Annotated in this window: 20 protein-coding genes; 12 read left to right on the top strand and 8 right to left on the bottom strand. The window is 65.9% G+C overall.

Annotated features, from left to right (window positions below; genetic code table 11):
- Nucleotides 1-112 precede the first annotated feature (112 nt).
- On the bottom strand, nt 113-1,972 hold the full coding sequence (gene ilvD, locus BMI01S_RS27995) for a dihydroxy-acid dehydratase (protein WP_028230154.1): 1,860 nt from the start codon (nt 1,970-1,972) through the stop codon (nt 113-115).
- Between the two features lie 308 nt (nt 1,973-2,280).
- Between ilvD and BMI01S_RS27990 the strand changes: the two genes are divergently transcribed.
- Together BMI01S_RS27990 and BMI01S_RS27985 are read left to right on the top strand one after the other, a co-directional pair.
- Entirely contained in the window at nt 2,281-2,499 is a 219-nt protein-coding gene (locus BMI01S_RS27990) for a hypothetical protein (RefSeq protein ID WP_036018596.1), read from the top strand.
- 102 nt (nt 2,500-2,601) lie between these two features.
- Nucleotides 2,602-3,990, top strand: coding sequence for an alkaline phosphatase family protein (locus BMI01S_RS27985; RefSeq protein ID WP_028230153.1), 1,389 nt, complete (start codon nt 2,602-2,604; stop codon nt 3,988-3,990).
- Nucleotides 3,991-4,010: 20 nt separating this feature from the next.
- On the opposite strand, the gene cynR is transcribed toward BMI01S_RS27985, so the two are convergent.
- On the bottom strand, nt 4,011-4,907 hold the full coding sequence (gene cynR, locus BMI01S_RS27980; RefSeq protein WP_244145289.1) for a transcriptional regulator CynR: 897 nt from the start codon (nt 4,905-4,907) through the stop codon (nt 4,011-4,013).
- Between the two features lie 199 nt (nt 4,908-5,106).
- Here cynR and BMI01S_RS27975 point away from each other — a divergent pair, with 199 nt between their 5' ends.
- The gene (locus tag BMI01S_RS27975; protein WP_028230151.1) at nt 5,107-5,409 is read left to right on the top strand and encodes a hypothetical protein; all 303 of its coding nucleotides are present in this window, start codon (nt 5,107-5,109) and stop codon (nt 5,407-5,409) included.
- Here BMI01S_RS27975 and BMI01S_RS27970 read toward each other — a convergent pair.
- The 3 genes from BMI01S_RS27970 to nirB form a co-directional block, all read right to left on the bottom strand.
- Entirely contained in the window at nt 5,363-9,541 is a 4,179-nt protein-coding gene (locus tag BMI01S_RS27970) for a bifunctional nitrate reductase/sulfite reductase flavoprotein subunit alpha (protein WP_028230150.1), read from the bottom strand. The two genes, BMI01S_RS27975 and BMI01S_RS27970, sit on opposite strands and share 47 nt — an antisense overlap.
- A 96-nt stretch (nt 9,542-9,637) precedes the next feature.
- Nucleotides 9,638-9,985, bottom strand: a complete 348-nt coding sequence (gene nirD / locus BMI01S_RS27965) for a nitrite reductase small subunit NirD (protein ID WP_028230149.1) — start codon at nt 9,983-9,985, stop codon at nt 9,638-9,640.
- 30 nt (nt 9,986-10,015) lie between these two features.
- Nucleotides 10,016-12,580, bottom strand: a complete 2,565-nt coding sequence (nirB, locus tag BMI01S_RS27960; protein WP_028230148.1) for a nitrite reductase large subunit NirB — start codon at nt 12,578-12,580, stop codon at nt 10,016-10,018.
- A 626-nt stretch (nt 12,581-13,206) separates the two neighbouring features.
- On the opposite strand from nirB, the gene cobA reads away from it, so the two are divergent.
- Nucleotides 13,207-14,004: a uroporphyrinogen-III C-methyltransferase gene (cobA, locus tag BMI01S_RS27955; protein WP_036044323.1), complete on the top strand. Its 798-nt coding sequence runs from the start codon at nt 13,207-13,209 to the stop codon at nt 14,002-14,004.
- 108 nt (nt 14,005-14,112) lie between these two features.
- Here cobA and BMI01S_RS27950 read toward each other — a convergent pair whose 3' ends face one another.
- Complete coding sequence (locus BMI01S_RS27950; RefSeq protein WP_028211191.1) at nt 14,113-15,516, bottom strand: MFS transporter; 1,404 nt, start codon at nt 15,514-15,516, stop codon at nt 14,113-14,115.
- A 23-nt stretch (nt 15,517-15,539) separates the two neighbouring features.
- Complete coding sequence (locus BMI01S_RS27945) at nt 15,540-16,280, bottom strand: type IV pili methyl-accepting chemotaxis transducer N-terminal domain-containing protein (RefSeq protein WP_042291253.1); 741 nt, start codon at nt 16,278-16,280, stop codon at nt 15,540-15,542.
- Between the two features lie 518 nt (nt 16,281-16,798).
- Between BMI01S_RS27945 and BMI01S_RS27940 the strand changes: the two genes are divergently transcribed.
- The 8 genes from BMI01S_RS27940 (at nt 16,799) to BMI01S_RS27905 (ending at nt 24,317) form a co-directional block, all read left to right on the top strand.
- Complete coding sequence (locus BMI01S_RS27940; RefSeq protein ID WP_238327722.1) at nt 16,799-17,182, top strand: hypothetical protein; 384 nt, start codon at nt 16,799-16,801, stop codon at nt 17,180-17,182.
- Between the two features lie 382 nt (nt 17,183-17,564).
- Nucleotides 17,565-18,671: an AI-2E family transporter gene (locus BMI01S_RS27935; RefSeq protein ID WP_042291251.1), complete on the top strand. Its 1,107-nt coding sequence runs from the start codon at nt 17,565-17,567 to the stop codon at nt 18,669-18,671.
- Nucleotides 18,672-18,736: 65 nt separating this feature from the next.
- Nucleotides 18,737-20,305: a TolC family protein gene (locus BMI01S_RS27930; RefSeq protein WP_028230145.1), complete on the top strand. Its 1,569-nt coding sequence runs from the start codon at nt 18,737-18,739 to the stop codon at nt 20,303-20,305.
- Nucleotides 20,302-21,426 (top strand): HlyD family secretion protein, encoded by a 1,125-nt coding sequence (locus BMI01S_RS27925; protein ID WP_028230144.1) that lies wholly within the window; start codon nt 20,302-20,304, stop codon nt 21,424-21,426. Before BMI01S_RS27930 ends, BMI01S_RS27925 begins: the two co-directional genes overlap by 4 nt.
- A gap of 9 nt (nt 21,427-21,435) precedes the next feature.
- Entirely contained in the window at nt 21,436-22,482 is a 1,047-nt protein-coding gene (locus tag BMI01S_RS27920; RefSeq protein ID WP_028230143.1) for a DUF2955 domain-containing protein, read from the top strand.
- Complete coding sequence (locus BMI01S_RS27915; RefSeq protein ID WP_081723318.1) at nt 22,479-22,901, top strand: potassium channel family protein; 423 nt, start codon at nt 22,479-22,481, stop codon at nt 22,899-22,901. The genes BMI01S_RS27920 and BMI01S_RS27915 overlap by 4 nt, the downstream gene beginning before the upstream one ends.
- Nucleotides 22,898-23,893: a hypothetical protein gene (locus BMI01S_RS27910; protein WP_244145288.1), complete on the top strand. Its 996-nt coding sequence runs from the start codon at nt 22,898-22,900 to the stop codon at nt 23,891-23,893. The genes BMI01S_RS27915 and BMI01S_RS27910 overlap by 4 nt, the downstream gene beginning before the upstream one ends.
- 34 nt (nt 23,894-23,927) lie before the next feature.
- Nucleotides 23,928-24,317 (top strand): hypothetical protein, encoded by a 390-nt coding sequence (locus tag BMI01S_RS27905; RefSeq protein WP_042291246.1) that lies wholly within the window; start codon nt 23,928-23,930, stop codon nt 24,315-24,317.
- A gap of 367 nt (nt 24,318-24,684) precedes the next feature.
- On the opposite strand, the gene BMI01S_RS27900 is transcribed toward BMI01S_RS27905, so the two are convergent.
- Nucleotides 24,685-25,608, bottom strand: coding sequence for a LysR family transcriptional regulator (locus BMI01S_RS27900; protein WP_028230141.1), 924 nt, complete (start codon nt 25,606-25,608; stop codon nt 24,685-24,687).
- Between the last annotated feature and the right edge of the window lie 66 nt (nt 25,609-25,674).

Raw genomic sequence — 25,674 nt, 5'->3', positions numbered from 1 at the left:
GTGCGTTGCGCGGGGGACGTTGCACCCAAATGAATCGAGCCTCCCATGGGAGGCTCGATTTTTTTTGACCTTCTTGCGCGTGGCGGCCCATGCGGACCGCCCCGTTTCAGGCTCAGTCGTCCAGCAGCGAAAGGTCGCGCACCGCGCCCTTATCCGCCGACATCACGAGCTTCGCATAGGCTTTGAGCGCCGCCGACACCTTGCGCGGACGAACCTTTGACGGCTTCCATCCCTTGGCGTTCTGCTCTTCGCGGCGGCGGGCGAGTTCCTCGTCCGGGACCAGCACGTTGATCGTGCGGTTCGGAATGTCGATGCGGATCTTGTCGCCGTCGCGCACGAGACCGATTGCGCCGCCCGCTGCCGCTTCCGGCGAGCAGTGGCCGATCGAAAGACCCGAGGTGCCACCCGAGAAGCGGCCGTCGGTCAGCAGCGCGCACGCCTTGCCGAGGCCCTTCGACTTGATGTAGCTGGTCGGGTAGAGCATTTCCTGCATGCCGGGGCCGCCGCGCGGGCCTTCGTAGCGCACGATCACCACGTCGCCGGCCTTGACCTTGTCGGCGAGGATGTTCTCCACCGCTTCGTCCTGCGACTCGGTCACGTGCGCGGTGCCCTCGAACACGAGAATGCTGTCGTCAACGCCCGCGGTCTTCACCACGCAGCCGTCGAGCGCGATATTGCCCGTCAGCACGGCAAGGCCGCCTTCCTTCGAGAACGCGTGCTCGTACGAGCGGATGCAGCCTTCGGCGCGATCCGTGTCGAGGCTCGGCCAGCGCGTGTTCTGGCTGAACGCGACCTGGGTGGGAACGCCGGCGGGACCCGCCATGTAGAACGTCTTGACCGCTTCGTCCTGGGTGCGCGTGATGTCCCACTGCTCGAGCGCTTCCTTGAGCGACGGCGCGTGCACGGCGGGCACGTCGGTGTGCAGCTTGCCCGCGCGCTCCAGCTCGCCGAGGATCGCCATGATGCCGCCCGCGCGGTGCACGTCTTCGATGTGGTACTTGTTCGTGTTCGGCGCGACCTTGCACAGCTGCGGCACGACGCGCGAAAGGCGGTCGATGTCGCGCATGCTGAAGTCGATGCCCGCTTCCTGCGCGATGGCCAGCAGGTGCAGGATCGTGTTGGTCGAGCCGCCCATGGCGATATCGAGCGTCATGGCGTTCTCGAACGCCTTGAAGCCCACCGAGCGCGGCAGCACGCGCTCGTCTTCCTGTTCGTAGTACTGGCGCGCGAGTTCGACGATGCGGCGGCCGGCGCGCTTGAAAAGCTGCTCGCGGTCGGCGTGCGTGGCGACCACGGTGCCGTTGCCCGGCAGCGAGAGGCCCAGCGCTTCGGTCAGGCAGTTCATCGAGTTGGCCGTGAACATGCCCGAGCACGAACCGCAGGTCGGGCAGGCGGAGCGCTCGACTTCGGCGACTTCGGCGTCGGAATACTTGCTGTCGGCCGCGATCACCATGGCGTCGATCAGGTCGAGCTTCTTGACTTCGATGGCCTTCGTGACCGGGTTCGCGAGGCGCGTCTTGCCCGCTTCCATCGGGCCTCCCGAGACGAAGATCACCGGAATGTTCAGGCGCATGGCGGCCATCAGCATGCCCGGCGTGATCTTGTCGCAGTTCGAGATGCACACCATGGCGTCGGCGCAGTGCGCGTTGACCATGTACTCCACCGAATCGGCAATGATGTCGCGGCTCGGCAGCGAATACAGCATGCCGTCGTGACCCATGGCGATGCCGTCGTCAACGGCGATGGTGTTGAATTCCTTGGCCACGCCGCCCGCGGCTTCGATTTCGCGCGCCACGAGCTGACCGAGGTCTTTCAGGTGCACGTGGCCGGGGACGAACTGGGTGAACGAATTGACGACCGCGATGATCGGCTTGGCAAAATCTTCGTCTTTCATGCCGGTGGCGCGCCAAAGGGAGCGCGCACCTGCCATGTTGCGGCCGGCGGTGGAGGTTTTGGAACGGTATGCGGGCATTGTGGCTGTGGAAGAAAAGTCGCAGAAAGGAAGCGGGCCACGGGAATAAAGGCCCCACGCGCGCCCTCGCGAACAACCTCTTGAGCTGCGCTCCGGGCAAACCGTAATTATCCCACAGGCCCGGCTGGTGCGCCGGTGGGGCCCGTTCAGGCGGGTAGGCGCGGGTTAGCGAGGCGGCCTCATGCGCGCCTTTGCATGCGCTCACGGCCCCACATTTTTGGCGGCCCATGCCGAGTGAATTCTGGCGGCGTATCGTGCCCTTACGGCGTCTTCCAGACGCGCAAACGTAAGCACCTCGAGGGGGCAATATGAAGCATTGGGAACACGCGCGGCGGCGCGCGACGCTGGCGATCGCCGGCCTCGCACTCGGGCTCGCCGCGACGGGTGCGGGAGTGCACCTCTGGCTGCGGGCCTTGGCGGGCGGCGCGGGGACCGGGGATCAGTCGGCGGCGGTCGCCGCGATCCTGCTTGGCGTTTTTCTCGCGACCTGCGCAGGGCACGAACTCTGGCGCACGAGGATGCGGTAGCGTTCGCGGCGTATCGGCACGTTTGCTCAGTGTTCGCGAACCTTGCCGATCGTGCATTCGTGCACCAATACTCTGCCTCAGACCCGGGAGACGGAGAGCCCCATGCCGATGCAGAAGATCAAACACGTCGTCGTCGTGATGTTCGAAAACCGTTCGTTCGATACGATGCTCGGGGGCCTCTACGGCAACGGTGCCAGCCCCGCGCACTTCATCCCGGCCGCCAGCGCGGAGCGCCCATTCGACGGCCTCAAGGCGGGTCTGTCCAACCCGACGACAGCGGGCGGCACCATCGCCGCGAGCATGCCCGCCTCCACCGCCACGCTGCCCGATCCCGATCCGCAAGAGACGTTCGCGAACGTGCGCATCCAGCTGCTCGGCAACGCGCCGGGCGCCACGCCGATGTCAGGCTTCGTGCAAGACTACGAAACGACTTCGACGACGGACGCGAGCCAGGTCATGCAGTGCCACAGCCCCGACCAGTTGAAGGTGCTATCCACGCTCGCGCGCGCATACGCCGTCTCGGACGCCTGGTTCGCCCCCGTGCCGAGCCAGACCTGGCCGAACCGCGCATTCGCCCATGCGGGCACCTCGAACGGCCATGTCGACAACGGTTCTCCGCCCGACCCGTTCGACTGGCAGGTGCGCACCATCTTCAACGTGCTCGGCGACGTGGGCGCGAGCTGGGCCGTGTACAGCGCCGCACTCGTCGCGCCCTCGCTCACGCTCACGATGTTCCCGACGCTATGGGATGCGAAATACAGGCCGAATTTCCAGCGCTTCAGCGCCTTCATTTCCGCCTGCCAGAACAACACGCTGCCGCAGTATTCGTTCATCGAACCGCGCTTCCTGCTCGATCCCAACGACCAGCACCCGCCCCACGATGTCTACGCCGGTGAAAGCTTCCTCTATGAGATCTGGCATGCCTTGAGCACGTCGCCGGCGTGGCCCGAAGCGCTGCTCGTCATCACCTACGACGAGCACGGCGGCACCTACGACCACGTGCTGCCTCCCGCCAACGCCGTGCCGCCCGACGCCGCGAGCGATCCCGGCGATCAGAACTTCGGCTTCGACAGCTTTGGCGTGCGCGTGCCCGCCGTCGTGGTTTCGCCGTATATCGCGCCCGGCACCGTGTTCCGCTCGCCCGGCGCCACGCCCTTCGATCACACGTCGATTCTCGCGACCCTGCGCGACTGGCTCGGCATCGCACCCGCCGAGATGCTCGCGAGCCAGCGCGTGGAGGCCGCACCCACGCTCGCGCCGTTGCTCACGCTCGACGCGCCGCGCACCGATCTGCCGGCCATCGCTACGCCGCCCGCCTCGGGCTTCATCGCGACCGATCTCGCGCGCCCGCTCAACGATCTGCAAAAGAGTCTCGTGAGCGGCACGGCGCGCCGCGCCGGGCTCGACCCGACTGCCACGCTCGTCTCGACACCCACTCGCCAGCACGCGGTGGACTTCTTCCACAACCTGCTTTCGTCGCCGCAACGGTGACGCGTTCGGGGGCGGCCTCCTTACTCCGTGCCAAGGTGCTCGTGGGCGATGAGGCCGAGCAGCACATCGGAAAACGCATTCGCCGCCAGCGTGGTCGATGCCCGCCGCCGCGTGAGCAGCGCGACGGTGCGCTGCGGCAACGCGGGCGTCACGGGCAACGCGACGAGCCCGCGATGCTCGCGCAACAGCGCTGAAGGCAGCAGCGTGCCGAGCGCGCCGTCCTTCACGAGCTTGAGCACGGTACCCACCGAGTTGGACTCCAGCATCACACGCGGAATCAGCTGGTGGGCGCGGAAGTATGCGTCGGCGAAGCGGCGCACCACGAAGTCCGGGCTCAACAGCGCGAGCGGCATCGCCCCCAGCTGGTCCGCCGTGATCCCGGTGCGCCGGCGTGCGAGCGGATGGCGCGTGGCCACGAGCAGCGCCATCTGCTCGGCAAAGAGCGGACGCACTTCGATTTCGTCAGAACGCACGTCGGTGAAGCCAATGCCGAGGTCGAGCTCGTCGCGCTCGAGTCCGCTTTCGATGTCTTCCAGCGGCCGCTCGCTCACTTCGAGCGCGATGGCCGGATGTGCAGCGCGAAAACCACGCAGCGCCGGCGCGATCAGATATTCGGCGAAGGTGGGCGTATAGGCGAGTCGCAAGAGGCCGCGCGTGAGATCGTGCACCTCGTGGAGCGCGCGCTTGCCCGCGTCGAGATGCAGGAGCGCCTGGCGCGCGTGCTCGATGTACGCGCGCCCGAATTCGGTGAGGCTGATGGCGCGGCCGCTGCGGTCGAACAACGCGCCGCCGAGCTCGTTTTCCAGTTGCCGGATCTGCTGTGAGAGCGCCGGCTGCGAGACGTGCAGCACCTCGGCTGCCCGCGTGAAATTCTTCAACTCCGCCACGGTGAGCACGTAGCGTATCGAGCGAAGCATCAAGATAGCTGCCTCCCGAATGTCTCCGGAAATGATTCGAATGCGTTCATAAGGCGCGCTTATCGTTCCAATCCGAATATCGTCTTGGACGCCGGCGCGCGCCCTGCGGAAAATGGACTGCCATGACGGAGATGCCAGCGCCTGCGTTGCGCATAGCGCGGCGTCCCCGCCGGGCACCATTTTACCGGGGAGCAAGGGGATGTTCGAATCGATCTCGATGAGCGTGGTGGCCGTGTTCGCAGGCTCGTGCCTGACGTTCCTCGTGGCCATCCTGTTGCCCGAACCCGTTGCGGCGAAAAGCGGCCGGGGCGGTCTCCATGCCGGGCTCGGCAACGAAGATGAAGACGTTGCGTGCGTGGACCAGGCGCGCGCGCGACGCTCGCGCGCACTGAAGATGTGGCACGCGGGCGGCCGTGCGGCACGGGGCTGCTTGTCCGAAGCCGCGCCGCGCCCCTTCAATAGACGTCGCGCACGTAGCGTTTTTCCCGTCCGAGCGCACTGACGTATTCGTTCGCAGCGTCGGCGCTCATCCCGCCGTGCCCGGACACCACTTCCCTTAGCGCCGCATCGACGTCCTTCGCCATGCGGCTCGCATCGCCGCATACGTACACGTGCGCCCCTTCCTGCAGCCACGCCCATAGCTGCGCGCCCTGCTCGCGCATGCGGTCCTGCACGTAGACCTTGTCGCTTTGATCGCGCGAGAACGCGAGGTCGAGCCGGTCGAGGTGGCCATCCTTGTGCATCTGCTCCAGCTCGTCGCGGTAGTAGAAGTCGGTTGCCGCGTGCTGCTCGCCGAAGAAGAGCCAGTTCCGGCCCGTGTCGCCGCGTGCCTGGCGCTCGTGCAGGAAGCCGCGGAACGGCGCGACACCGGTGCCGGGGCCGACCATGATCATCGGCGTGTCGCCATTGCGCGGCGGCCGGAAATGCGTGCTCTTCTGCACGAACACGGGCACGCTGCCCTCTTGCGCGCGGTCGGCAAGGAAGGTCGAGGCCACGCCCTTGCGCTCGCGGCGGCCGTTGCTGTAGCGCACGGCCGAAACGGTCAGATGCACTTCGCCCGCATGCGCCTTCGGGCTCGACGAAATCGAATAGAGCCGTGGCTGAAGGCGCTTGAGCATGCCGAGCAGTTCGGACGCGCTCATATCGACCGGATATTCGTGCAGTACGTCCGCGAGCTGCTGGCCCCAGAGCCAGTTGCGAAGATCGCCCTTGCGCGTCTCGTCGAGCATCTCGGCGAGGCCCCTGGAGCGCGTGCGCGAGGCGATGAAGGCGAGCGCATCGGCGTTGGGGCGCGCGATCTCGTAGTGCTTGCTGAGCGCCTCGCCGAGGCGCATCTCGCCGTGGCCGCTCACGGCAACCGGCGTATCGGCGGCAAGACGCGTTAGCCCGAGCAGCTCGTCCACCAGCGCGGGGCAGTTGGTGGGCCACACGCCCAGCGCGTCGCCCGCTTCGTAGTCGAGGCCCGCCTCGCCCGTCGCCAGCGAGAAGTAGCGCGTGTCCTTCGTCGCGCCTTGCATGTTCAGACGCACGTTTTTCAGCAGTTTCGAGGCGGCCGGGCGCGCCTTCGTCGCGGCGCACCCGGGCAGCACTTCCGGAATCGAGCCGTCGGCAGGCACCGCGTGGAGCGCCGCATCTTCTTCCTTGATGCGCACGACGATGCGGTCGAGCCATGCATCGGCCGTGCCTTGATATTCGCTGTCGCAATCCACACGTTCCATGAGACGCGTCGCGCCCAGCGCTTCGAGGCGCGCGTCGAGCTTGCGGCCATGGCCGCAGAACGCTTCGTAGTTGCGGTCGCCCAGCGAAAGCACCGAGAAGCGCAGCGCCGCCAGACGCGGCGCACTCTCCGCGGCGAGCGCGCTCCAGAACGCCGCGCCGTTGTCGGGCGCGTCGCCGTCGCCGAACGTGCTCGTCATCAGGAGTACGTACTGTGCCTTCGCGAGATTCGCAAGCGGGTAGTCCGCCATGCAGGCCGTACGGATCTCGAAGCCCGACTCCATCAGTTGCATCGCGTAGCGCTCGACGAGCGATTCGACGTTGCCTGTTTGCGAAGCCCACAACAGCACGACCTTCGGGCGCGTATGGGCGATACGCACGCCGTGCGGCTTGTCTTCCGGCGCCGCGAGCGCGGCACTGCGCGCGATGGGCTCCGCGCGGCTGAAAAGACCGGCCAGCAGGCCGTCGAGCCATATGCGCGTCTGTGCGGGAAACGGCGCATGCGCGGGCAGCACGGGCACGCCTGCGGGCTCGGTCGTCCGCAGCGAGCGCAGGCCGCCGACGAAGCCCGCGAGGTACAGGCGTTGCGCCTCGTCCAGCTCCGGCGCGGCGACCTGGTCGAGACCGAGCAGCGTCGAAAAGGCATCGATACGGGACATGTCGTGTTCCTGGAACGGGTTGGCGGCTTGCTGCACGCTCGCTTCGAGCGCAGCCGGGGCATTGGCGGCATCGGGCATGCGCGTGGCCTCGCGCGGCGCGGATTGCGCACCGACGCGAGAGAGCGCGACCGCGCAGAACTTCAGTTCGGGCTGCCGGGAAACGGCGTCGATCGCATCGCTCGTGACGGCGTTCACGCACAGCTCATCGCCATACACGTCGTTCCAGTGCATCGGCGCGAAGCAGTTGCCGGGACGCACACGGTCGGTCACCACGGCGGGCAGCACCACGCGTCCTCGACGCGAGCGCACTTCCACACGGTCCTTCGCGGCGATGCCGAGCGCGGCGGCGTCCTCGGGATGAATCTCGACGAAGGGGCCCGGATTGAGCTTGTTGAGCATCGGCACCTTGCCGGTCTTCGTCATGGTGTGCCACTGGTGCTGCAACCGGCCCGTGTTGAAGACGATGGGGAACGTGCCATCGGGGAGTTCGGCGGGCGCAACATGAGCACGCGCAAAGAACACGCCCTTGCCGCTCGGCGTAGCGAACGCGATGCGCGGGCGCGTGCCGTCGGCGTTCTCCGTGAGCGCCTGGCTCACGCCGTCGTTCACATAGCGCAGCGGATTGCGATCGCTCGCCGCATCGGGCGCGATCGGCCATTGCAGCGGCGTTTCGCGCAGCTTCGCGTGGCTCGCGCCGCGCAGGTCGTAGCCCGTCTTCGGGTTCGCGAAACGCGTGATTTCGTCGAACACCTCGGCGGCGCTCGCGTAGCTGAATGCATCGGCGAACCCCATCTCGCAGGCCACGCGCGCGATGATTTTCCAGTCGGGTAGCGCCTCGCCGGGCGGGTCGACTGCCTGCTGCATGAGCGTCATGTTGCGCTCGGAGTTGATCATCACGCCTTCGGCTTCGGCCCAGAGCGCGCCCGGTAGCAGGACGTCGGCGTACTGATTCGTTTCGGTGTCCAGAAAAGCGTCCTGCGCGATGACCAGTTCGGCGGCCCTCAGGCCCGCCACAACCGTCTGCCGGTTCGCGACGCTCGCAACCGGATTCGTGCAGATGATCCAGCACGCCTTGATCTCGCCCGCGGCCATGCGCGAGAACATGTCGATGGTGCCGCCGCCCACTTTCGTGGGGAGCGTGCCGGGCGCCACGTTCCACGCCGTTTCCACGAACGCGCGGTCTTCCTGCGCCAGCACCGTGCGCTGGCCCGGCAGTCCCGGCCCCATGTAGCCCATCTCGCGCCCGCCCATCGCGTTGGGCTGCCCCGTGAGCGAGAACGGTCCGCTGCCCGGGCGGCAGATCTTGCCCGTCGCGAGGTGGAGGTTGCAGATCGCGTTCGTGCTCCACGTGCCGTGCGTGCTCTGGTTCAGGCCCATCGTCCAGCAGCTCATCCACTCGGGCGCTTCGCCAATCAACTGCGCGGCGCGGCGAATGTCGTCGGCGGCCAGACCTGTGATCGCTGCGACCCTTTCCGGCGTGTAGTCGTCGAGGAACGCGGGCATCGCGTCCCATCCTTCGGTGTACTGTTCAATGAAGGCCTGATCCGTATGGCCGTTCTTGTGCAGCAGATGAAGCAGACCATTGAGCAGCGCGAGATCGGTGCCCGGCGCGATCTGCAGGAAAAGCGACGCTTTCTCTGCGGTCGTGGTGCGGCGCGGGTCCACGACAATGAGCTTCGCGCCCGCCTTCACGCGGTCCATCATGCGCAGGAACAGGACCGGATGGCAGTCCGCCATGTTCGCGCCGATCACGAGGAACAGATCCGCGCGGTCGAAGTCCTGGTACGAGCCGGGCGGACCATCCGCGCCGAGCGAGAGCTTGTAGCCGCTGCCTGCGCTCGCCATGCACAGGCGCGAATTCGACTCGATGTTGTTGGTGCGCACGAAGCCCTTGGCGAGCTTGTTCACGAGGTATTGCGCCTCGACCGACATCTGCCCGGAAACGTAGAACGACAGCGCATCGGGGCCGTGCACGTCCAGCGTCGCGCGCAGGCGGCGCGCGGTTTCCGTGATCGCCTGATCGAGCGGAAGCGGCACCGGATCCTCGTCGCGCGCATGGCGCACGAAGGCGCGCTCGAGGCGCCCCGACTTGCGCAGCGCGACATGCGCCGACGAACCCTTGGTGCAGAGGCGACCGAAGTTGGCCGGATGCTCGGTGTCGCCGGAAACCTTGGCGACCTGGCCGTCCTCGACGTGCAGGATCATCCCGCAGCCTACGCCGCAGTACGGGCAAACGCTTTTTACGCTCTCGCTGCTCATGCGGTCGATCGATATCAGCTGGAAACAGAATCAGGTTACGCGGCGCTTGCTGCGCGCCGCGCGCTCGTCACTTCGGTTGGCCCATCAGCCGGAAAATCAGGCGGCAACCCACACCTGACCATTTTCCACACGTGTCGGGAATGCGTTGACCGAATGCTGCGGCGCTTCGATGCACTCGCCGGTGCTGAGATCGAAGTGATGCTTGTAGATTGGCGATGCCACCACCACGCGCTCGCCAAAGCTGCCCACGAGCCCGCGCGAGAGCACCGACGCATGCGAGTTGGGATCGTAGTTGCCGATGGCGTACACGCGCGCGTTGCCGTCGTGGACATGGAACACGGCGACCTGCTCGCCTTTCACGAGCGCGCAGACGCCGGTGTTCGGCACGATGTCGTCGAGCGTGCAGACGGGAATCCAGTTGCTCATGGTGTGTTCGTTGGACATTTCTCGCTCCTCGGTTTTGACAGAAGGGAATCAGACCGTTTCGACGACAACGGGAATCTCCGCCAGCGCTTCGTATCGTGCGGACTGCGAATTTTGCATGCGCTCTTCGGGCGTGGCCGGACGGATCTGGCCGCGCTCCTCGACGAACGCGACGTGCTGGTCGCCCGCGTCGCTGTTCACGAAGTGACGGAAGCGGCGGCGCGTTTGCGGGTCCGTCACGGCCTTCTTCCACTCGCATTCGTAGGTGTCCACGACGAGCTGCATTTCCGATTCGAGTTCGGCGGCAAGGCCCAGCTTGTCGTGCACGACCACGTCGATCAGATAGTCGAGGCCGCCTTCGAGGTTGTCGCGCCACACGCTCGTGCGCTGCAGGCGATCGGCCGTGCGCACATAGAACATGAGGAAACGATCGACGTAGCGCACGAGCGTTTCCCGGTCGAGGTCCGCCGCGAGCAGTTCCGCATGGCGCGGCTTCATCCCGCCGTTGCCACACACGTAGAGGTTCCAGCCCTTTTCCGTGGCGATGATGCCGACGTCCTTGCCTTGCGCCTCCGCGCATTCGCGCGTGCAGCCCGATACGCCGAACTTGATCTTGTGTGGCGCGCGCAGGCCCTTGTAGCGATTCTCCAGTTCGATCGCGAAGCCCACCGAATCGCCCACGCCGTAGCGGCACCACGTCGAGCCCACGCACGATTTCACCGTGCGCAAGGCCTTGCCGTATGCATGCCCCGATTCGAAGCCGGCGGCGATCAGATCCTCCCAGATGTAGGGCAGTTGCTCGACGCGCGCACCAAAGAGGTCCACACGCTGGCCACCCGTGATCTTCGTATAGAGCCCGAACTTTTTCGCCACTTGCCCCACGGCAATGAGGCCTTCGGGCGTCACTTCGCCGCCGGGCATGCGCGGCACGACCGAATAGGTGCCGTCGCGCTGAATGTTGGCGAGGTAGTAATCGTTCGAATCCTGCAAGCTGGCGTGCTCTTTCTTCAGCACGAATTCGTTCCAGCACGAAGCGAGAACACCGGCCACGGCGGGCTTGCAAATATCGCAGCCGAGGCCACGCCCATGCCTCGCGAGCAACTCGCCGAAGGTCTTGATGCCCTCCACGCGCACGATGTGATAAAGCTCCTGCCGCGAATGGCGGAAGTGCTCGCACAGATGGTTGTTGACGGCGAGACCCTGACGCTTCATCTCGGACTTCATGACCTGCGTGACGAGCGGCACGCAGCCGCCGCACGACGTACCGGCGTTGCACGCCCCCTTCACCGCGGCGATGGTCGTTGCGCCTTCGCGCACGGCGGCGCAGATTTCGGCCTTCGAAACGTTGTTGCACGAGCAGATCTGCGCCGCATCGGGGAGCGCCTCGACGCCGAGCGCAGGCTTGGCTTTCCCGTCGGCCTGCGGCAGGATCATGAATTCGGGCGACTCGGGCAGCTCGATGCCGTTGAGCATCATCTGCAGCAGCGTGCCGTATTCGCTCGCGTCGCCCACCATTACGGCGCCGAGCAGTTTCTTGCCGCAATCGGACACCACGATCTTCTTGTAGACCTGGCGGCGTTCGTCTGCATAACGAAACGAGCGGCTACCGGGCGTCTTGCCGTGCGCGTCGCCGATGCTCGCCACGTCCACGCCCATCAGCTTGAGTTTGGTACTCATGTCGGCGCCCGCGAAGCGCGCTGCCTCGCCCGCGAGTGCCTTCGCGGCGATGCGCGCCATGTCGTAACCAGGGGCGACGAGGCCGAAGATCTGGCCTTGCCAGAGCGCGCATTCGCCGATGGCGTAGATGTCCGCATCGCTCGTCCTGCACTGGTCGTCGATCACGATGCCGCCGCGCGCGCCGATCTCGAGGCCGCATGCGCGTGCGATTTCGTCGCGTGGGCGAATGCCGGCCGAGAACACGATCATGTCGGCGTCGAGGTGGGTGCCGTCGGCGAACTGCATGCGGTTCGCGGCCGTTTCGCCGTCGACGATCGCCGTCGTGTTCTTTTGCGTGTGCACGGTCACGCCGAGTTCTTCGATCTTTCCACGCAACATGTGGCCGCCGTCTTCGTCCACCTGCACCGCCATGAGGCGCGGCGCGAACTCCACGACGTGCGTGTCGAGGCCCAGATCGTGCAGCGCTTTTGCGCATTCGAGGCCGAGCAGGCCGCCGCCCACCACCACGCCAGACTTTGCGCTCGCGCCGCGCGCCTGCATGGCTTCGAGGTCGGCAATCGTTCGATATACGAAGCAATCGGTCCGGTCGTTGCCGGCGATGGGCGGGACGAACGGCGACGAGCCGGTAGCCAGCACGAGCTTGTCATAGGAGAGGGTCTCGCCGTTGGACGCCGTGACAGTGCGCGCCGCACGATCGATCGCCACGGCCTTCGCGTCCAGCACGAGGCGCACGTTCTCGCGATCGAAGAACCCCGGCGCCACGAGGGAGAGATCGTCCGCCGACTTGCCCGCGAAGAATTCGGAAAGATGTACGCGGTCGTACGCGGGTCGGGGCTCTTCGCAGAGTACGGTCACGCGTGCGTTGAGCGTGCCGTCCGCGAGCATGCTTTCGAGAAATTTGTGGCCCACCATGCCATGGCCGACGACGACGATCTCCATCGCGGCGGAGCTTTTCACTGCGTCCGTTGCTTGCACCATGCTGAGCACCCTGCCAAAAAAAAGGCGTCCCGCGATTCCAGCTTGCGCGAAGCCGGTTTCGGGGGACGCCGTTGTCCTGAATACGAAATTCTCCGTGCGCTGCACCGACTGCTTGCAGCCGAATCGCCTTTGATTCGCGGTGGCACTTGTTACGAGGCTGTACGCAAGCACTGTGCCAATTTGCGATCATCTCGCGCGACGCCCTGTTCGGCGGGCGCTCGCAGGGTTCATGCACCTCAGCCGTCGGCGTACTTGCCTGCGCATCGTGATGCAACCCGGCACAAGGTTGGTGCTGTGCAGCACAGTCGCTGTGCGCCGTGAGCGTGCCCGTCGCGGCGCTGTCTGTCGAGAAACGCCCCGCTGGCAGGCCAGCGCCGCGCCCATGTCCGGTGGTCTGGAACTTGCATCCACATCGAATGCCCGGCAACGATGTCGGGCACTGCAAATCCAGGCGGCCGCTGCAAGCGCCGCGATTCATGCAACCGGACAATGGCGTCCCCTCGTCGCAAGCTGACGAGCGGACGCCATTATTTTTTTATGGGCGCGCTAGTAATGCCGTTGCGCGCAACGCGATAAGGAAGATGACGATGGTGACGGGCAAAGAAGGCAAGGTGACGCTGGTGAGCGCAGGTCCGGGCGATCTCGACCTGCTCACCCTGAAGGCGGCCAAAGCGCTCGCGAGCGCCGACGTGCTGCTGCTCGACGATCTCGTGAACCCGGAAATCATCACGCTCGCGCCGCGGGCCCGCGTGATCCGCGTGGGCAAGCGGGGCGGCTGCCGCTCCACGCCGCAGGCCTTCATCGAGCGGTTGATGCAGCGCTACGCGCGCCGCGGTCTGCACGTGGTGCGCGTGAAGGGCGGTGACGCCCTTCTGTTCGGCCGGGCCGGCGAGGAACTCGCGGCGTTGCGCGAGGCAGGCGTGCGCGTGGAGATCGTGAACGGGGTGTCCTCGGCGTTCGCGGCGGCGGCCGGCCTCGGCATCTCGCTCACGCACCGCGATCATTGCCAGGGCGTGATCTTCGTGACGGCGCATCTGCGCGATCACAGCGAGCCCGACTGGCATGCGCTCGCGGCGACGGGCATGACGCTCGCCATCTATATGGGGATGAGCCGGATCGAGTCGCTGTGCGCCACGCTCGCCAACACACTCTCCACCGCAACGCCCGCCGCCGTCGTCCAGTGGGCAGGCAGCGTGAACGAACGGCGCGTAACGGGCACGCTCGGCACCATCGCGGCGCACGCGCAAGCGGCCGGGCTCGGCAGTCCGGCCATCATCCTCGTGGGCAACGCCATTGGCGAGGCGGCTTTGTTCGCCCAGACGTCCGCTTCGTTCGGCTCGCACGCGTACGATGCGCTCGAAGATGCGCTGCGGATAAGCGCCTGATCATCTCCTGACCTGAACGAGCTTCGCGCTTCGCAGCAACAGCAGCGAAGCGCGTTTGACGCAAACGGCCCGTCGCTCGAACCCGGGCCGCTGCGACCGGTTCCCGCCTCAGTTGCCCACGCTTGCCTGCGCCCCCTGCACCAGGGCAGGCGCCGCGGGTGCCGTCGCAGGCTCCTGGGGCAGCGCCCATTCGAGCCAGCGCGCACGGTGCAGCACCACGAGGCCGAACGCCGCCGCCGCAATGACGCCGAACGTCGCGAAGCCCATCTGATAGCTGCCGGTGCTTTCCTTGGCAATGCCCATGATGACCGGCAGATAGAAGCCGCCGATGCCGCCCGCCGCGCCGATGATGCCCGACATGAGACCCGTGCGGCCCTGCCAGCGACGCGGCACGAGCTGAAACGTCGCGCCATTGCCCAGGCCGAAACAAACGTAAGTGAACGCGAGCAACGCAATGCCGGCGGCGAAGGGCGGCATCCACAGCGCGAAGGCGAAATCGCACGCCGAGATCGCGGCGAGCAGCACCACGAGCGCGCGCACGCCCGAAATGCGGTCGGCAACGAGGCCGCCGAGCGGGCGCACCATCGCGCCGGTCAGCGCGAGCAGCGACATCACCACGCCGGCTTCGAGCTTCGGTACCTGGTAGAGCGAAATAAGCAGCGTCGAGACATAGGAGGACATCCCGACGAACCCGCCGAACGTGATGCTGTACACGAGCATCACGACCCACGTGTCGCCCTGTGCAAGCACGGCGCGATAGTGGCGCGGCAATACGGCGATGGCGAGCAGCGCGCCAAGCACGGGCAGCAGCAGTACGCCAGTCTTGCCCGCTCCAAACACACCCGCGTGCACGCAGAGCACGAGCGCGATCAATCCGGCGAGCGTGATGCTGAATGCACGCAACGCCTGCGCCGCGCTGCCCGACTTCTGGCCGAGATCGCGAGCCCAGAAGGTCACGGCCGTCGCGGCGAGCGCCAGCAGCGGCAACGCCGCGCCCGTGGCGCGCGCCCAGCTGAAGTGGGCGGCAAGGCCAGGAAAGAGGAAGCCGTCGAGCACCGCACCGATATTGCCGGCCGCGGCGAGGCCGAGTACGAGGCCCTGCACCTTCGGCGGATAGTTGCTCCCCGCCATGGGCAGCGCCACGGCGAAGCTGGCACCGCCCACGCCGAGCAGCACGCCGAGCACGAGGAGCAACGTATAGGAGGGCGTTCCGGGCATCAGCAGCAGCACGGCAGACGGAATGGCCGAAAGCGCAATGCCGAGCAGCGCGACACGGCGACCGTCATAAGCCTGATACAGATTGCCGAGCGTCACGCGCAAGATCGCCGCGCCGAGCACCGGCACCGCCACGAGCAGGCCCAGTTCGGCCGGCGTCATCGGGATGTCCTTCTGGATGAACGGCGCGAGCGGGCCGAACATCACCCAGACCGTGAATCCGGTGTCGAAGTAGAGGAAGCATGCAATCAGCGCGCGCCAGTTGCCGCTCTTGAGCGAACTTGCCAGGTCTTTCACGAGGTTCTCCCCAGTAGTGGATCTCAACCCGCGGCGCGGGCATACATCCGTTGATTTCGTAATCCGAAATGTCTTTCGGGCGTGCGGCTATGCGTCTCGACATTTGCGCGCTTGCCGACTACGCCCTGCACGAGCCGGTCCATCTCGCCGATGACGTCGGCGAGTTCCGCGGTGATCACGGCGAACTCGCGGCCGAAGTCACCGGCGCGGGCGGCGGCCACGCGCGCATTGAGCGCGACGATGTTCGCGCGCATCGAAATGGCGGCAAGCTCGTCGACGATGCCTGCCTGGCGCTTCGCCGTAGCGGCTTCGACGGCGCGTAATTCGTCCTGGTACGACTGCGTAATCGCTTGCAGCAGTTCGAGCAGCGGTGTGGCGGCGGCCGCGAGCCGTGCGATGGCGCTCTCGCTTGCGCTGTCACGGCCAATGCGGTTGGCCAGCACCGGACCGAGACTATCGAACGCGTTCGCGGCAAGCTCCATGAAGGCCCGAATCCGCTCGTCGGCTTTGCGCGAACCGAAATACAGCTCGCGCAGCGCGTGGGAGAACACACCAGGAAAATGATCGTCGCCCTCGACGAGCCGCGCGTGCGAGGCCGTAAACATGTCGAGGCATTCGCGCGCGACCCCAACAGCGACTTCGTCTCCGCGCAAGCCGAGCAGCGCATGGAGGACGATGCGCTGCGAGAGCATCCGCTGACGCCCGGCCAGGTTGATGAGTTCGCCGACAATTTCGGCAGAGACGTCAGGTGTCGTTTCCCGCATGTTCGTCTTTAGTAGTGCAAAAGGTATCGCCAATGATTCGCCGGACCCGTCTGCGCCCCGCAAGGCGCATAAAAAAAAGCGTCCCGAAGCGCACCCGCCGGGCACACTGTGCCGTGGAGTGTCGCTTCGGGACGCCGTTGCCCCGCATGATCGAACGATCCCGCACCTGGCGGGACGATTAAGCATTTCGTCGAGGCCATCGTTGGCCTCGAAGGCTACAAAGCAATCCCTATGCCATCCACCTCACCTGCGGTCGCTCGCGCCACCGCGACGCCCGTGGCGCCGGTTTCGCCGGTCGGACGCCCGCCACGCGGAGCGCGGTCCTGCCCCGCAGGCGTCCACCATACGTGTGCCTGGGGTGACTACTGCTGGTGCAACGCAGCGAACGCTCGCACCATCGCCGGGCACTGCCTTGCCCTTCCCGGGGGCCGGGCTAACATGAAATCGTCGGCTGGAAGCGGCGCTCGCGCGCGTCGTCTGCGAAGCGCTCAACGCCGCGCCGGCCCGGGAGGGGCATCATGAATCCCAGCGGAAGCGCGCTGTCGGGCGCATGGGTGGCCACCGGTCTCGGTGCGCTGTTGATCTCGTCCGCGGCGCTCACTGCCACCACCCCGGGCACGGACCACGCGACGATCGTCATCGTGTCCGGTACCTACGGCAGCAATTGCGGCGCGCCACGCGGCAATGTCACGCGCGATCTCGCGCAGCACTGCGACGGTTTGCAAACCTGCCGCTATCCGCTGTCGATCGTCGCCGCGCGATCAGGCGGCTGTCGCAATGACTATCTCGCCGAGTGGCGCTGCGGCAGCCGCGAATTCCACAGCGCGGCGCTGGCCGCCGGTGCGGGCGCGGGCGATCGCCTTGTGCTCAGTTGCGTGCCTTCGCGGGGCCCGGGACATTGAACCACAGCAATTGCGCATACGATTCGCGCCGCGCATGCGGGCAGCGCCTCTAGCGCCCGCTTGACGTGATTGCCTGCCGGTCCTATGCCGGCGGCACGTTTATTGTCCCTTTTCACGGCCTGTAATAGACTGAATTCGGCGGCGCGTTCCCCACGACCCGGGCGACTGCAAACATCATGAAGTCGATCGCGGGCATCCGCGAGCAATGGGGGAACAGGATTGAGACGCAACGCGGCGCCGGCGGTCAGTTTCTCGTACTACCTGAAGTTCTGGCGGATCTTCGCCAGACAGCGAGAGGAGTCACGCATAGTTCACGCAGGCTCCCTGGGGAGCCTGGCTTGCCCGCGGGAGACCCTCGCGGCGACCTGCGAGGAGAAGAGCAATGCTGCTGCCCACTACACAAACGGCGAAGGCGCAGTCCCGGGATTTGCTCGATGTCCTGATCCGCGCCGCGCTCATTGCCGTCCTGGCGATGTTCTGCTTTCGCATTTTCGCGCCATTCCTTGACCTCATGGTCTGGTCCGTGATTCTCGCAATCACGCTCTATCCGCTCCAGACCCGGCTACAACGCCGTTTTCCAAAGAGGGAAGGACTGATCGCCACACTCATCATTCTGGTGGCGTTCGCGGTGATCCTCGCGCCGACCTGGCTGTTGGGCGTGGCGGTCGCCGATTCGGTCGAGCACGCCATGGGCGTCGCGAAGAGCGGCACGTTTCATATTCCACCGCCCGCCGATTCGGTCGCCAGTTGGCCGATCGTCGGCCAGCGCGTTTACGATTTCTGGCTTCAGGCCTCGACCGACGTCGCCGGTCTCGTGCAACAGTTCGCGCCGCAACTGAAGGCGGCTGGTCTCGCTGCGCTCGCCACCATCACAGGGCTTGGGGGCGCGCTGCTGGTTTTCTTCGTAGCCCTGATCGTTGCGGGCATTCTGATGGCGTACGGCGATAACGGCTACCGCAGCTCGGTGATGATCGCCTCGCGCATCTCGGGTCCGGAAAACGGCACGCAAATCGCCGACCTGTGCACGGCCACGATCCGCGCGGTCGCTCAGGGTGTGGTGGGCATCGCGTTCATCCAGATGGTGCTGATCGGCGTCGGTTTCATCATGATGGGCGTTCCCGGCGCCGGCCTGCTTGCGCTTGCCGTGCTGCTGATCGGCATCATGCAGTTGCCCGCCACGCTCATCACCGTGCCCGTCATCATCTTCGTGATCATGACCCAGGGCGTGAGCACGGCGACCATCGTCTTCTCGGTCTACGAGTTCGTTGCCGGCCTCGCCGACAACGTGCTCAAGCCGCTGCTGCTCGGCCGCGGCGTCGCGGTGCCGATGCCCGTGGTGCTGATCGGCGCGATCGGCGGCATGGTCACGGGCGGCGTGATCGGCCTCTTCATCGGCCCGGTGATGCTCGCCGTCGGCTATCAGTTGTTCTGGCGCTGGGTGAAAGACCAGCCCCAACCCGAACACGCGCAAGAAAAACAGCAGGCTTGAAGCGCGGGGCATCCCACGTGTTCCTCCGCGAGCGCCCTCACTGGCTCCCGCTCGGCGCCTGCTGTCTGGGCACGTGCCTCACGGCCTGCCTGAGCGCCTGCATGCGGGTGGGCCCGGACTTCCAGCCGCAGCGCGAGAGCTGGAGCGAGCACTGGAGCAGCACGTCGATCGCCCAGGTCACGCAGATCGCCTCACCGTCCGATCTACAGCCCGACGCGCGGCAATGGTGGCGCGTGTTCCACGACGACAATCTCGAACAGCTGATTGCCGCCGCCGATGCGAACAACGGCGACCTCAGGATTTCCGCACTGCGCGTGATCGAGGCGCGGGCCCAACTGGGCATCGCGCTCGCGGGACGCTACCCGCAGGTGCAGCAGGCCAACGCCGACGTACTGTATTCGGCGCGCAAGCGCCAGGATGGCTTCAACACGCGCTCGGGCGCGTACGTCCAGTATGCTCTCGGCTTCAGCATCGGCTGGGAGCTGGACTTCTGGGGACGCTTCGCGCGCGCGATCGAATCGGCCGATGCCGCGTTCTTCGCCGCACAAGACAACCGCGAGGACGCGCTGGTGCTCGTTCACGCGCAGGTCGCGGACACTTATTTCACGTTGCGCACGACCGAAGCGCGCCTGCGCATCGCACGGGAAAACGCGCAACTGCAAAAGCGCAGCTACGAGATCACGCAAAAGCTCTTCAAGAGCGGCGAAACCGACGAGCTCGATCTCCAGCAGGCGAAGACCCAGTATCTCGGCACGCTGAGCAGCATTCCCGTATTCGAGAGCCAGATCGCGGTGGCGCGTCACGCGCTGTGCGTGCTGCTGGGCCGTCCGCCCGGCCCATTGCCGGAGCTGGACGTGCAGCCGGCCAAGGCGGGCTTCGTGCCGCTCATCGACCGCGCGGTGCTCCAGGATGTGCCCGCCGATCTGTTGCTGCGCCGCCCCGACGTTCGCGCGGCGGAGCACCAGATGGCCGCTCAGTCCGCGCTGATCGGCGTCGCGAAGGCCGACCTGTATCCTTCCGTTTCGCTGGTCGGCTCGCTCGTGTGGAGCGCCAGTTCGCTCACGGGCGCGCCAAGCACGCTCGCTGCCGTGGGCGGCCCGAGCATCACGTGGAACCTGTTCGATCATGGCCTCATCACCAACAATGTGCGCGTGCAGGACGCGCGCCTCCAGCAGTTGATCGTCGCCTACCAGGAGAGCGTGCGCGAGGCGGCGCGCGAGGCCGACGACGCGGCAACGGCGCTTATCGCGGCACTGCAGCGGGACACGATCCTGCACGACGCACAAGACGCTGCGCAACGCTCGCTCACGCTTGCCAACACGATCTATCGCGAAGGGTACTCGGACTTCCAGCGGGTGCTCGACGCGCAGCGCGCGCTCTCGGCCCAGCAGGACGCGTACGTCGTCAATCGCGGCAACGCCGTGAGCAGCCTGATCTCGCTTTACAAGGCCCTGGGGGGCGGCTGGTACACCGGGCAACCGCTCCTCGACCCGGCAACCCGCGCGCAGATGCAACACCGCACCGACTGGGGCGATCTGCTCGACGAATCGAAGCTGCCCTCTGCGGCCCACAACGTTTCGGGCGCCCCGGGTTCGCCTGCTGTCTCTAACCAGCACGAAGGTCCGTCACAATGAGCAACGCGACCGAACCGTCCACGAATGCGCCACCCCAGGCGCCGCCCGCCGCGGAGCCTTCCGGCAAGGCGCTAAAGTGGATCGTAGTCCTGATCGTCGTGAGCCTGATCTGGTATCTCCTTGCCGATCGCTTCACGCCGTATACGCAGCAGGCGCGCGTCCAGGCGTACGTCGTACCGGTCGCGGCCGAGGTCTCGGGACGCGTGACGCGCGTGTTCGTGCGCAACAACCAGGAGGTGAAGGCGGGCGACGTGCTGTTCGAGATCGACAACGAGCAGTACCGAATTGCCGCCGACCGCGCGCGCGCGGACCTCGAATCCACGCGCCGGCAGATCGGCGCGAGCACCGCCGGCATCGACTCGGCACAAGCCTCGCTGCGCGCGGCCCTCGCCAACGAGGTCAAGGCGCGCCAGGACAGCGATCGCCTGGAACGGCTGTATCGCGAAGATCAGGGCACCGTCTCGCTGCGCCGGCTGGAAGTGGCGCGTGCGACGCACGTTCAGGCACAAAGCCAGGTCGAAGCCGCCCGCGCCGAAGTGGAGCGCGCGCGCGAACAACAGGGCGGCAACGAAGCGGAGAACGCGCAATTGCGCAGCGCAGCGGGCGTGCTGGAGAAGGCCCAACTCGACTTCGCCAATACGCGTATCCGCGCGCGCTCCGGGGGCGTCATCACCGACCTGCGCACCGAAGTCGGGCAATTCGCGGCAGCCGGAGCGCCGGTGATGACGTTGATCGCCATCCACGATGTCTGGGTCAGCGCGGACATGACCGAGAACAATCTGGCCCATCTCCAGCCGGGCACGCGCGTCGCCATCGCGCTCGACGCGCTGCCGGGCGAGGTGTTCGAAGGCCGCATCAGGAGCATTGGCTATGGCGTGAGCGTAGGCCAGAGCACGCCGCCCGGCAGCTTGCCGACCGTACAGAACAGCCGCGACTGGCTGCGGCCCGCGCAGCGCTTTCCCGTGATCGTCGAGTTCGACCCGAACGAGCGCGCGCGGCTGCGCAACGTCCGCGTGGGCGGCCAGGCCGAGGTGATGGCGTTTCCTGGTGCCGGCAATCCGCTCAATCCGCTCGGGCGCGTGTTCCTGCACGTGATGAGTTGGCTCTCTTACCTCTACTGAGCCGCGCCCATGCCCACGCTAACGAGCCTTTCGATTCCCGGCCAGCGTGCGCTGCGCGTGGCCACCGGTACGGCGCTCGCACTCGCTGTCAGCTTCGCGCTCGATTTTCCGGTTCCCGTGATCGCGCCGGTATTCGCCCTCTTTCTGCTCGCCACGCAAAACCAGCCGCTCTCGCTGAAGACGGCACTCGCACTGGCGCTGGTCGTGGCAGGGACGACGGGCAGCGGCCTCTTGCTCGTCCCCTTGCTTCGCTACTATCCGATCGCGGGCGTGCTACTCGTCGGCCTCTGCCTCTTCCTCGCCTTTCGCTTCGGCCTGAGCGGCGGCAACAACCTCGTGGCGACCTTCCTCGCGGCGGGCCTGACGATGATCTCGGCGGCAGGCGTAGCCGATCAGGAACTCGCGGCCACGGTGGTGGGCGCACTCGTGAAGGGCGTGCTTCTCGCCGTGCTCGTTTCGATCGTGAGCCACGCGTTGTTTTCCGAGCCGGCGCCCACGGGCGCGAAACCCGTCGCGCGTGTCATGGCGCCGGGCCTCGCCGCGCGCATTGCGCTGCAGGCCGCGCTCGTGGTGATGCCCGCCTGGCTGCTGGCAATGAACGATCCGGCCAGCTACATGCCGATCATCATGAAGTCAGTGAGCCTCGGCCGGCAGAGCTGCACGACGTCGGCTCGCGGTGCCGCGCGCGAACTGCTGGGCTCCACGGCGCTTGGCGGGCTGCTCGCCATCGCGTTCTGGTTTGCGCTGCGGCTCTTCGTGAACATCGGGATGTTCTATCTGTGGATGCTGCTGTTCGGCTTGATGGTGGGACGCAAGCTCTTTCGCATCAGCCCCACGCGCTACTCGCCCGGCTTCTGGCTGAACGGCCTCGTCACGATGATCATTCTGCTCGGTCAGTCAGTGCAGGACAGCGCGGCCGGCAAGGACGTCTACCGCGCGTTCGCCGTGCGCATGACGTTATTTCTGGCGGTCACGGCTTACGCGTGCCTGATGCTTCAGATCTTCGAGTGGCGCGCGCAGCGTGGCGCTGCAGCGCGTGAGAGGAATACGCCATGAACCATGCCGCGAAAGACAAGCCCCATGCGCCGCGAGCGCGCGAAATCCTGCTGGAATCGGGAAGAACCATCTGGTACTTGCGGCTGCTCCTGGCGGGCTTGATGGTTATATTCGTCGTCCTGACAGTATTGATGTACTACTTCGGCGGCGCTGTCGAAACGCTGAACCGCACCCCGTCGCGCCTGAGCGAGACCCTGTATTTCTGCGCGATCACGGCCCTCACCATCGGCTACGGCGACGTCGTGCCGACCACTGCGCTCGGGCGCATCGACGCCGTATTGCTTGGGCTGATTGGCGTCGTGTTTACCGGACTGATCGTGGCAGCCTTCGTGCGCGGCGTGCAGGAAGCGTCGCACGAGCCGCGCGATCACACGCAACCGGACGCAACGGGCATTGAGACCCGACGGGATCGAACATGACGAAAACCACTGTCCGCCGGCCCAGATTGCGCGATCACGCCGCACGAACCGCCCTGACCCTGCTCGTGGCGCTTGCACCTTTGCAACCGCATGCGCAGAGCGTGTCCGGCCAACTCTCGAACCAGACCGTGATAGGCGGCAACATCAAGCGGCATGCGGATGCCGTGCTGTCCATCATGTCGTACACGACGGTACCGGATGTCACCACCAGTTCGCTTTCGATCAATAACGGCGCTACCGGCAACCCCGGATTCGGTCAGACACAGCTGGGGGGAGGATTCACGCTCAGCCGGACGTTTCCCCTGTACATGGAAGGCACGATCGCCTATAGCCGCTACGACCCGACGTTCGTCGCGACCGACGGCGCCGACCAGCGGGCGCTGCCCACGAAGTGGAACACGTTCAGCGGCACGGTGGGAATCGGCTGGGATTTCCGCCTCACCAACGAGCTCGTGTTTCGGCCCATCCTGAACGGCACGCTCGGGCGGGTATCGAGCGATCTGCGCGTCGGACAGACGTTGATCAACCACGTCACGGACAGCAATCTCCAGTTCCTCAACAACGGTTATCTGGACGCGTATGGCTACGGCGGCTCGCTGATGCTCGACTGGGAGCATTACCGCGAGAACTACGAAATCGACGCGGAATTGCGCGCGACCGATATCTATCTGCGCAGCTTCGGCGGCAGCGCGGAAGCGGTTCAGGGCTCCGCCACGGCGCAGCAGTTGAGCCTCTGGACGCGCTGGCGCGCGCCAACCGGCTGGCATGCGCTGGACAAGCCGGTGCGCTACGTGCTGGAGTTCGCCTATTCGCACTATTTCGGCGACAGCGCCGGGGTGCTCGGATTCAACGACCTCACATCACTGGGCGTAGGCCTCGAACTCGACAGCAGCACCTACCCCATCATCATTACGCGCACGCGGGCGATGGTGCGCTATGTGTTTGGCCGCAACGTCCATGGCGTGTCGTTTGGCCTGGCAGTGAGCTTTTAGGATGCCATACAAAATCGATTCGAGGAGAGCGACGATGGACATACCGGGTAAGCGTCGATTGCATTCGGCGAGCAGTCTCTGGGCGCGGCGCCTCATGCTCGCCAGCGCGTGCGCCGGCCTGCTGCCACTGGCGGGCTGCCCTTATTACGCGCCGCCGCCGGGAACCGTCGTCATGACACCGGCCAGCTACGACCGGTCGTTTTCCGCCGCCGCGGGCGCCATGCGCGATGAAGGCCTCGCAATCACGGTCCAGGACCCCGGCAGGGGCGCGATTGCCGGCACCAGCGACGGCGGCACCGTGACGGCGAACGTCCAGCAGCAAGCCGATGGCAGCGTGATCGTCCAGTTCAACAGCGCCGACGCGCGCGACCCCACGCTGCTCCCGCGGATTTCGCGCAGCTACGATCGGCGGATGGGCCGCTAGATGTTGCGCGTTTGGCGAACGCGCAGTCGTGGGGCTGCCAGAGTGTGCGACTGGTGCCTTAGTTTTGCGGCCATTGGGGGCAAAGCTTGTGCGACCAACCCACGTTCGACGGAACCGTGACAAGGCGAGGCATCGCCGAACGATGCTCTTCGTCAGAGTCCGGCCACCATGCGTCATTAACCGTGAGCGTCAACCGGAGATTGCGGCGTCCGTCGCAGCCGGAATGCGGACACTCAATCGAGTCGCATGTAAATACGTTTGCCACCTCGGTTGAGCACGTGCATCGCTGAGACGAGGGGCTCGTCGACGCAGCGTGGCGGAGGCGACCCGGGGCTAGCCCTCCAATCTGCTGGAGACCATTTTAAGGTCAGCGCTTTTCCGGCGTGCGTACTGCTCCCGCTGGACGCAGTTCGTGAACCAGTTCGATGAGTGCGCGCAGACGCGCGGGCACGAAGCGGTGTCCTGGATAGTAAAGCCGCAATCCGCCAAAGGGCTGGCACCATGGCGTCAGCACCGGTACCAGCGCGCCTGAGGCCAGTTCCCACTCGATAAGCCATTCGGCGATAAAACCGATCCCGTGTCCCTGCAGCACCGCTTCCTTGATGACCGGCAATTCGTTGAACGCCATCCGCACCGGCAAATCCATCTGCAGCTTCTCGCCGTCGCGCTCAAGCTCCCACTGGTAGATGCCGCCGTGCGACATACGCATGCCGATGCTCTGATGCCCGAGCAGATCGCGCGGATGAATGGGCGTGCCATGAAGCTTCAGATACTCGGGCGTTGCCACCACCAGCATGCGGACGTCGCCAGTCAGCGGCACCGCAATCATGTCCTGCGGCACGGACTCGGCGAGGCGAATCCCCGCGTCGAAGCCCTCGCCGACAATATCAATCATCCGCGACTCGCTCACGATATCCACGCGCACCTGCGGGTAGCGCCGCACGTACTCGCCGATCAAGGATTCCATCAGCAGTAGCACCGCGCCCTGCGGTGCGTTGATCCGCAGCGTGCCGCTCGGTATATCCGGCCCGCTGCCCGCCTCTTCACCGGCGCTCTGGATTTCGGCCAGCGCTGGCGCAATTCGCTCTACATAACGCTGCCCTGCATCGGTCAGCGCGACGCTGCGTGTCGAGCGGTTGAACAGGCGGACCTTGAGGCGCGCCTCCAGCCCGGCCACGGCGCTGCTTACCGCCGTGGTGGACATACCGAGTTCCTGCGCCGCACCACGGAAACTGTTGCGCCGCGCGACTGCCAGTACCACTTGGAGTTCCGTCATCCCTGTGCGATGCATTTGATTATCCTGATTTTCGGCATATCCCATCCACCATAAGGTGGCTTATCAGAACAATAAACCCTG

It is taken from the genome of Paraburkholderia mimosarum LMG 23256 = NBRC 106338, from assembly GCF_000739815.1.
In the GTDB taxonomy this organism is placed as follows: domain Bacteria; phylum Pseudomonadota; class Gammaproteobacteria; order Burkholderiales; family Burkholderiaceae; genus Paraburkholderia; species Paraburkholderia mimosarum.
Note: the sequence above shows the minus strand (reverse complement) of the source record. Positions and strands in the feature narration are given on the sequence as shown.

What these genes read in the sequence shown, in the direction of transcription:
- ilvD (WP_028230154.1), bottom strand. Translation starts at nt 1,972, where the DNA reads ATGCCCGCATACCGTTCCAAAACCTCCACCGCCGGCCGCAACATGGCA.
- BMI01S_RS27990 (WP_036018596.1), top strand. Translation starts at nt 2,281, where the DNA reads ATGAAGCATTGGGAACACGCGCGGCGGCGCGCGACGCTGGCGATCGCC.
- BMI01S_RS27985 (WP_028230153.1), top strand. Translation starts at nt 2,602, where the DNA reads ATGCCGATGCAGAAGATCAAACACGTCGTCGTCGTGATGTTCGAAAAC.
- cynR (WP_244145289.1), bottom strand. Translation starts at nt 4,907, where the DNA reads ATGCTTCGCTCGATACGCTACGTGCTCACCGTGGCGGAGTTGAAGAAT.
- BMI01S_RS27975 (WP_028230151.1), top strand. Translation starts at nt 5,107, where the DNA reads ATGTTCGAATCGATCTCGATGAGCGTGGTGGCCGTGTTCGCAGGCTCG.
- BMI01S_RS27970 (WP_028230150.1), bottom strand. Translation starts at nt 9,541, where the DNA reads ATGAGCAGCGAGAGCGTAAAAAGCGTTTGCCCGTACTGCGGCGTAGGC.
- nirD (WP_028230149.1), bottom strand. Translation starts at nt 9,985, where the DNA reads ATGTCCAACGAACACACCATGAGCAACTGGATTCCCGTCTGCACGCTC.
- nirB (WP_028230148.1), bottom strand. Translation starts at nt 12,580, where the DNA reads ATGGAGATCGTCGTCGTCGGCCATGGCATGGTGGGCCACAAATTTCTC.
- cobA (WP_036044323.1), top strand. Translation starts at nt 13,207, where the DNA reads ATGGTGACGGGCAAAGAAGGCAAGGTGACGCTGGTGAGCGCAGGTCCG.
- BMI01S_RS27945 (WP_042291253.1), bottom strand. Translation starts at nt 16,280, where the DNA reads ATGCGGGAAACGACACCTGACGTCTCTGCCGAAATTGTCGGCGAACTC.
- BMI01S_RS27940 (WP_238327722.1), top strand. Translation starts at nt 16,799, where the DNA reads ATGAATCCCAGCGGAAGCGCGCTGTCGGGCGCATGGGTGGCCACCGGT.
- BMI01S_RS27935 (WP_042291251.1), top strand. Translation starts at nt 17,565, where the DNA reads ATGCTGCTGCCCACTACACAAACGGCGAAGGCGCAGTCCCGGGATTTG.
- BMI01S_RS27925 (WP_028230144.1), top strand. Translation starts at nt 20,302, where the DNA reads ATGAGCAACGCGACCGAACCGTCCACGAATGCGCCACCCCAGGCGCCG.
- BMI01S_RS27920 (WP_028230143.1), top strand. Translation starts at nt 21,436, where the DNA reads ATGCCCACGCTAACGAGCCTTTCGATTCCCGGCCAGCGTGCGCTGCGC.
- BMI01S_RS27915 (WP_081723318.1), top strand. Translation starts at nt 22,479, where the DNA reads ATGAACCATGCCGCGAAAGACAAGCCCCATGCGCCGCGAGCGCGCGAA.
- BMI01S_RS27910 (WP_244145288.1), top strand. Translation starts at nt 22,898, where the DNA reads ATGACGAAAACCACTGTCCGCCGGCCCAGATTGCGCGATCACGCCGCA.
- BMI01S_RS27905 (WP_042291246.1), top strand. Translation starts at nt 23,928, where the DNA reads ATGGACATACCGGGTAAGCGTCGATTGCATTCGGCGAGCAGTCTCTGG.
- BMI01S_RS27900 (WP_028230141.1), bottom strand. Translation starts at nt 25,608, where the DNA reads ATGCATCGCACAGGGATGACGGAACTCCAAGTGGTACTGGCAGTCGCG.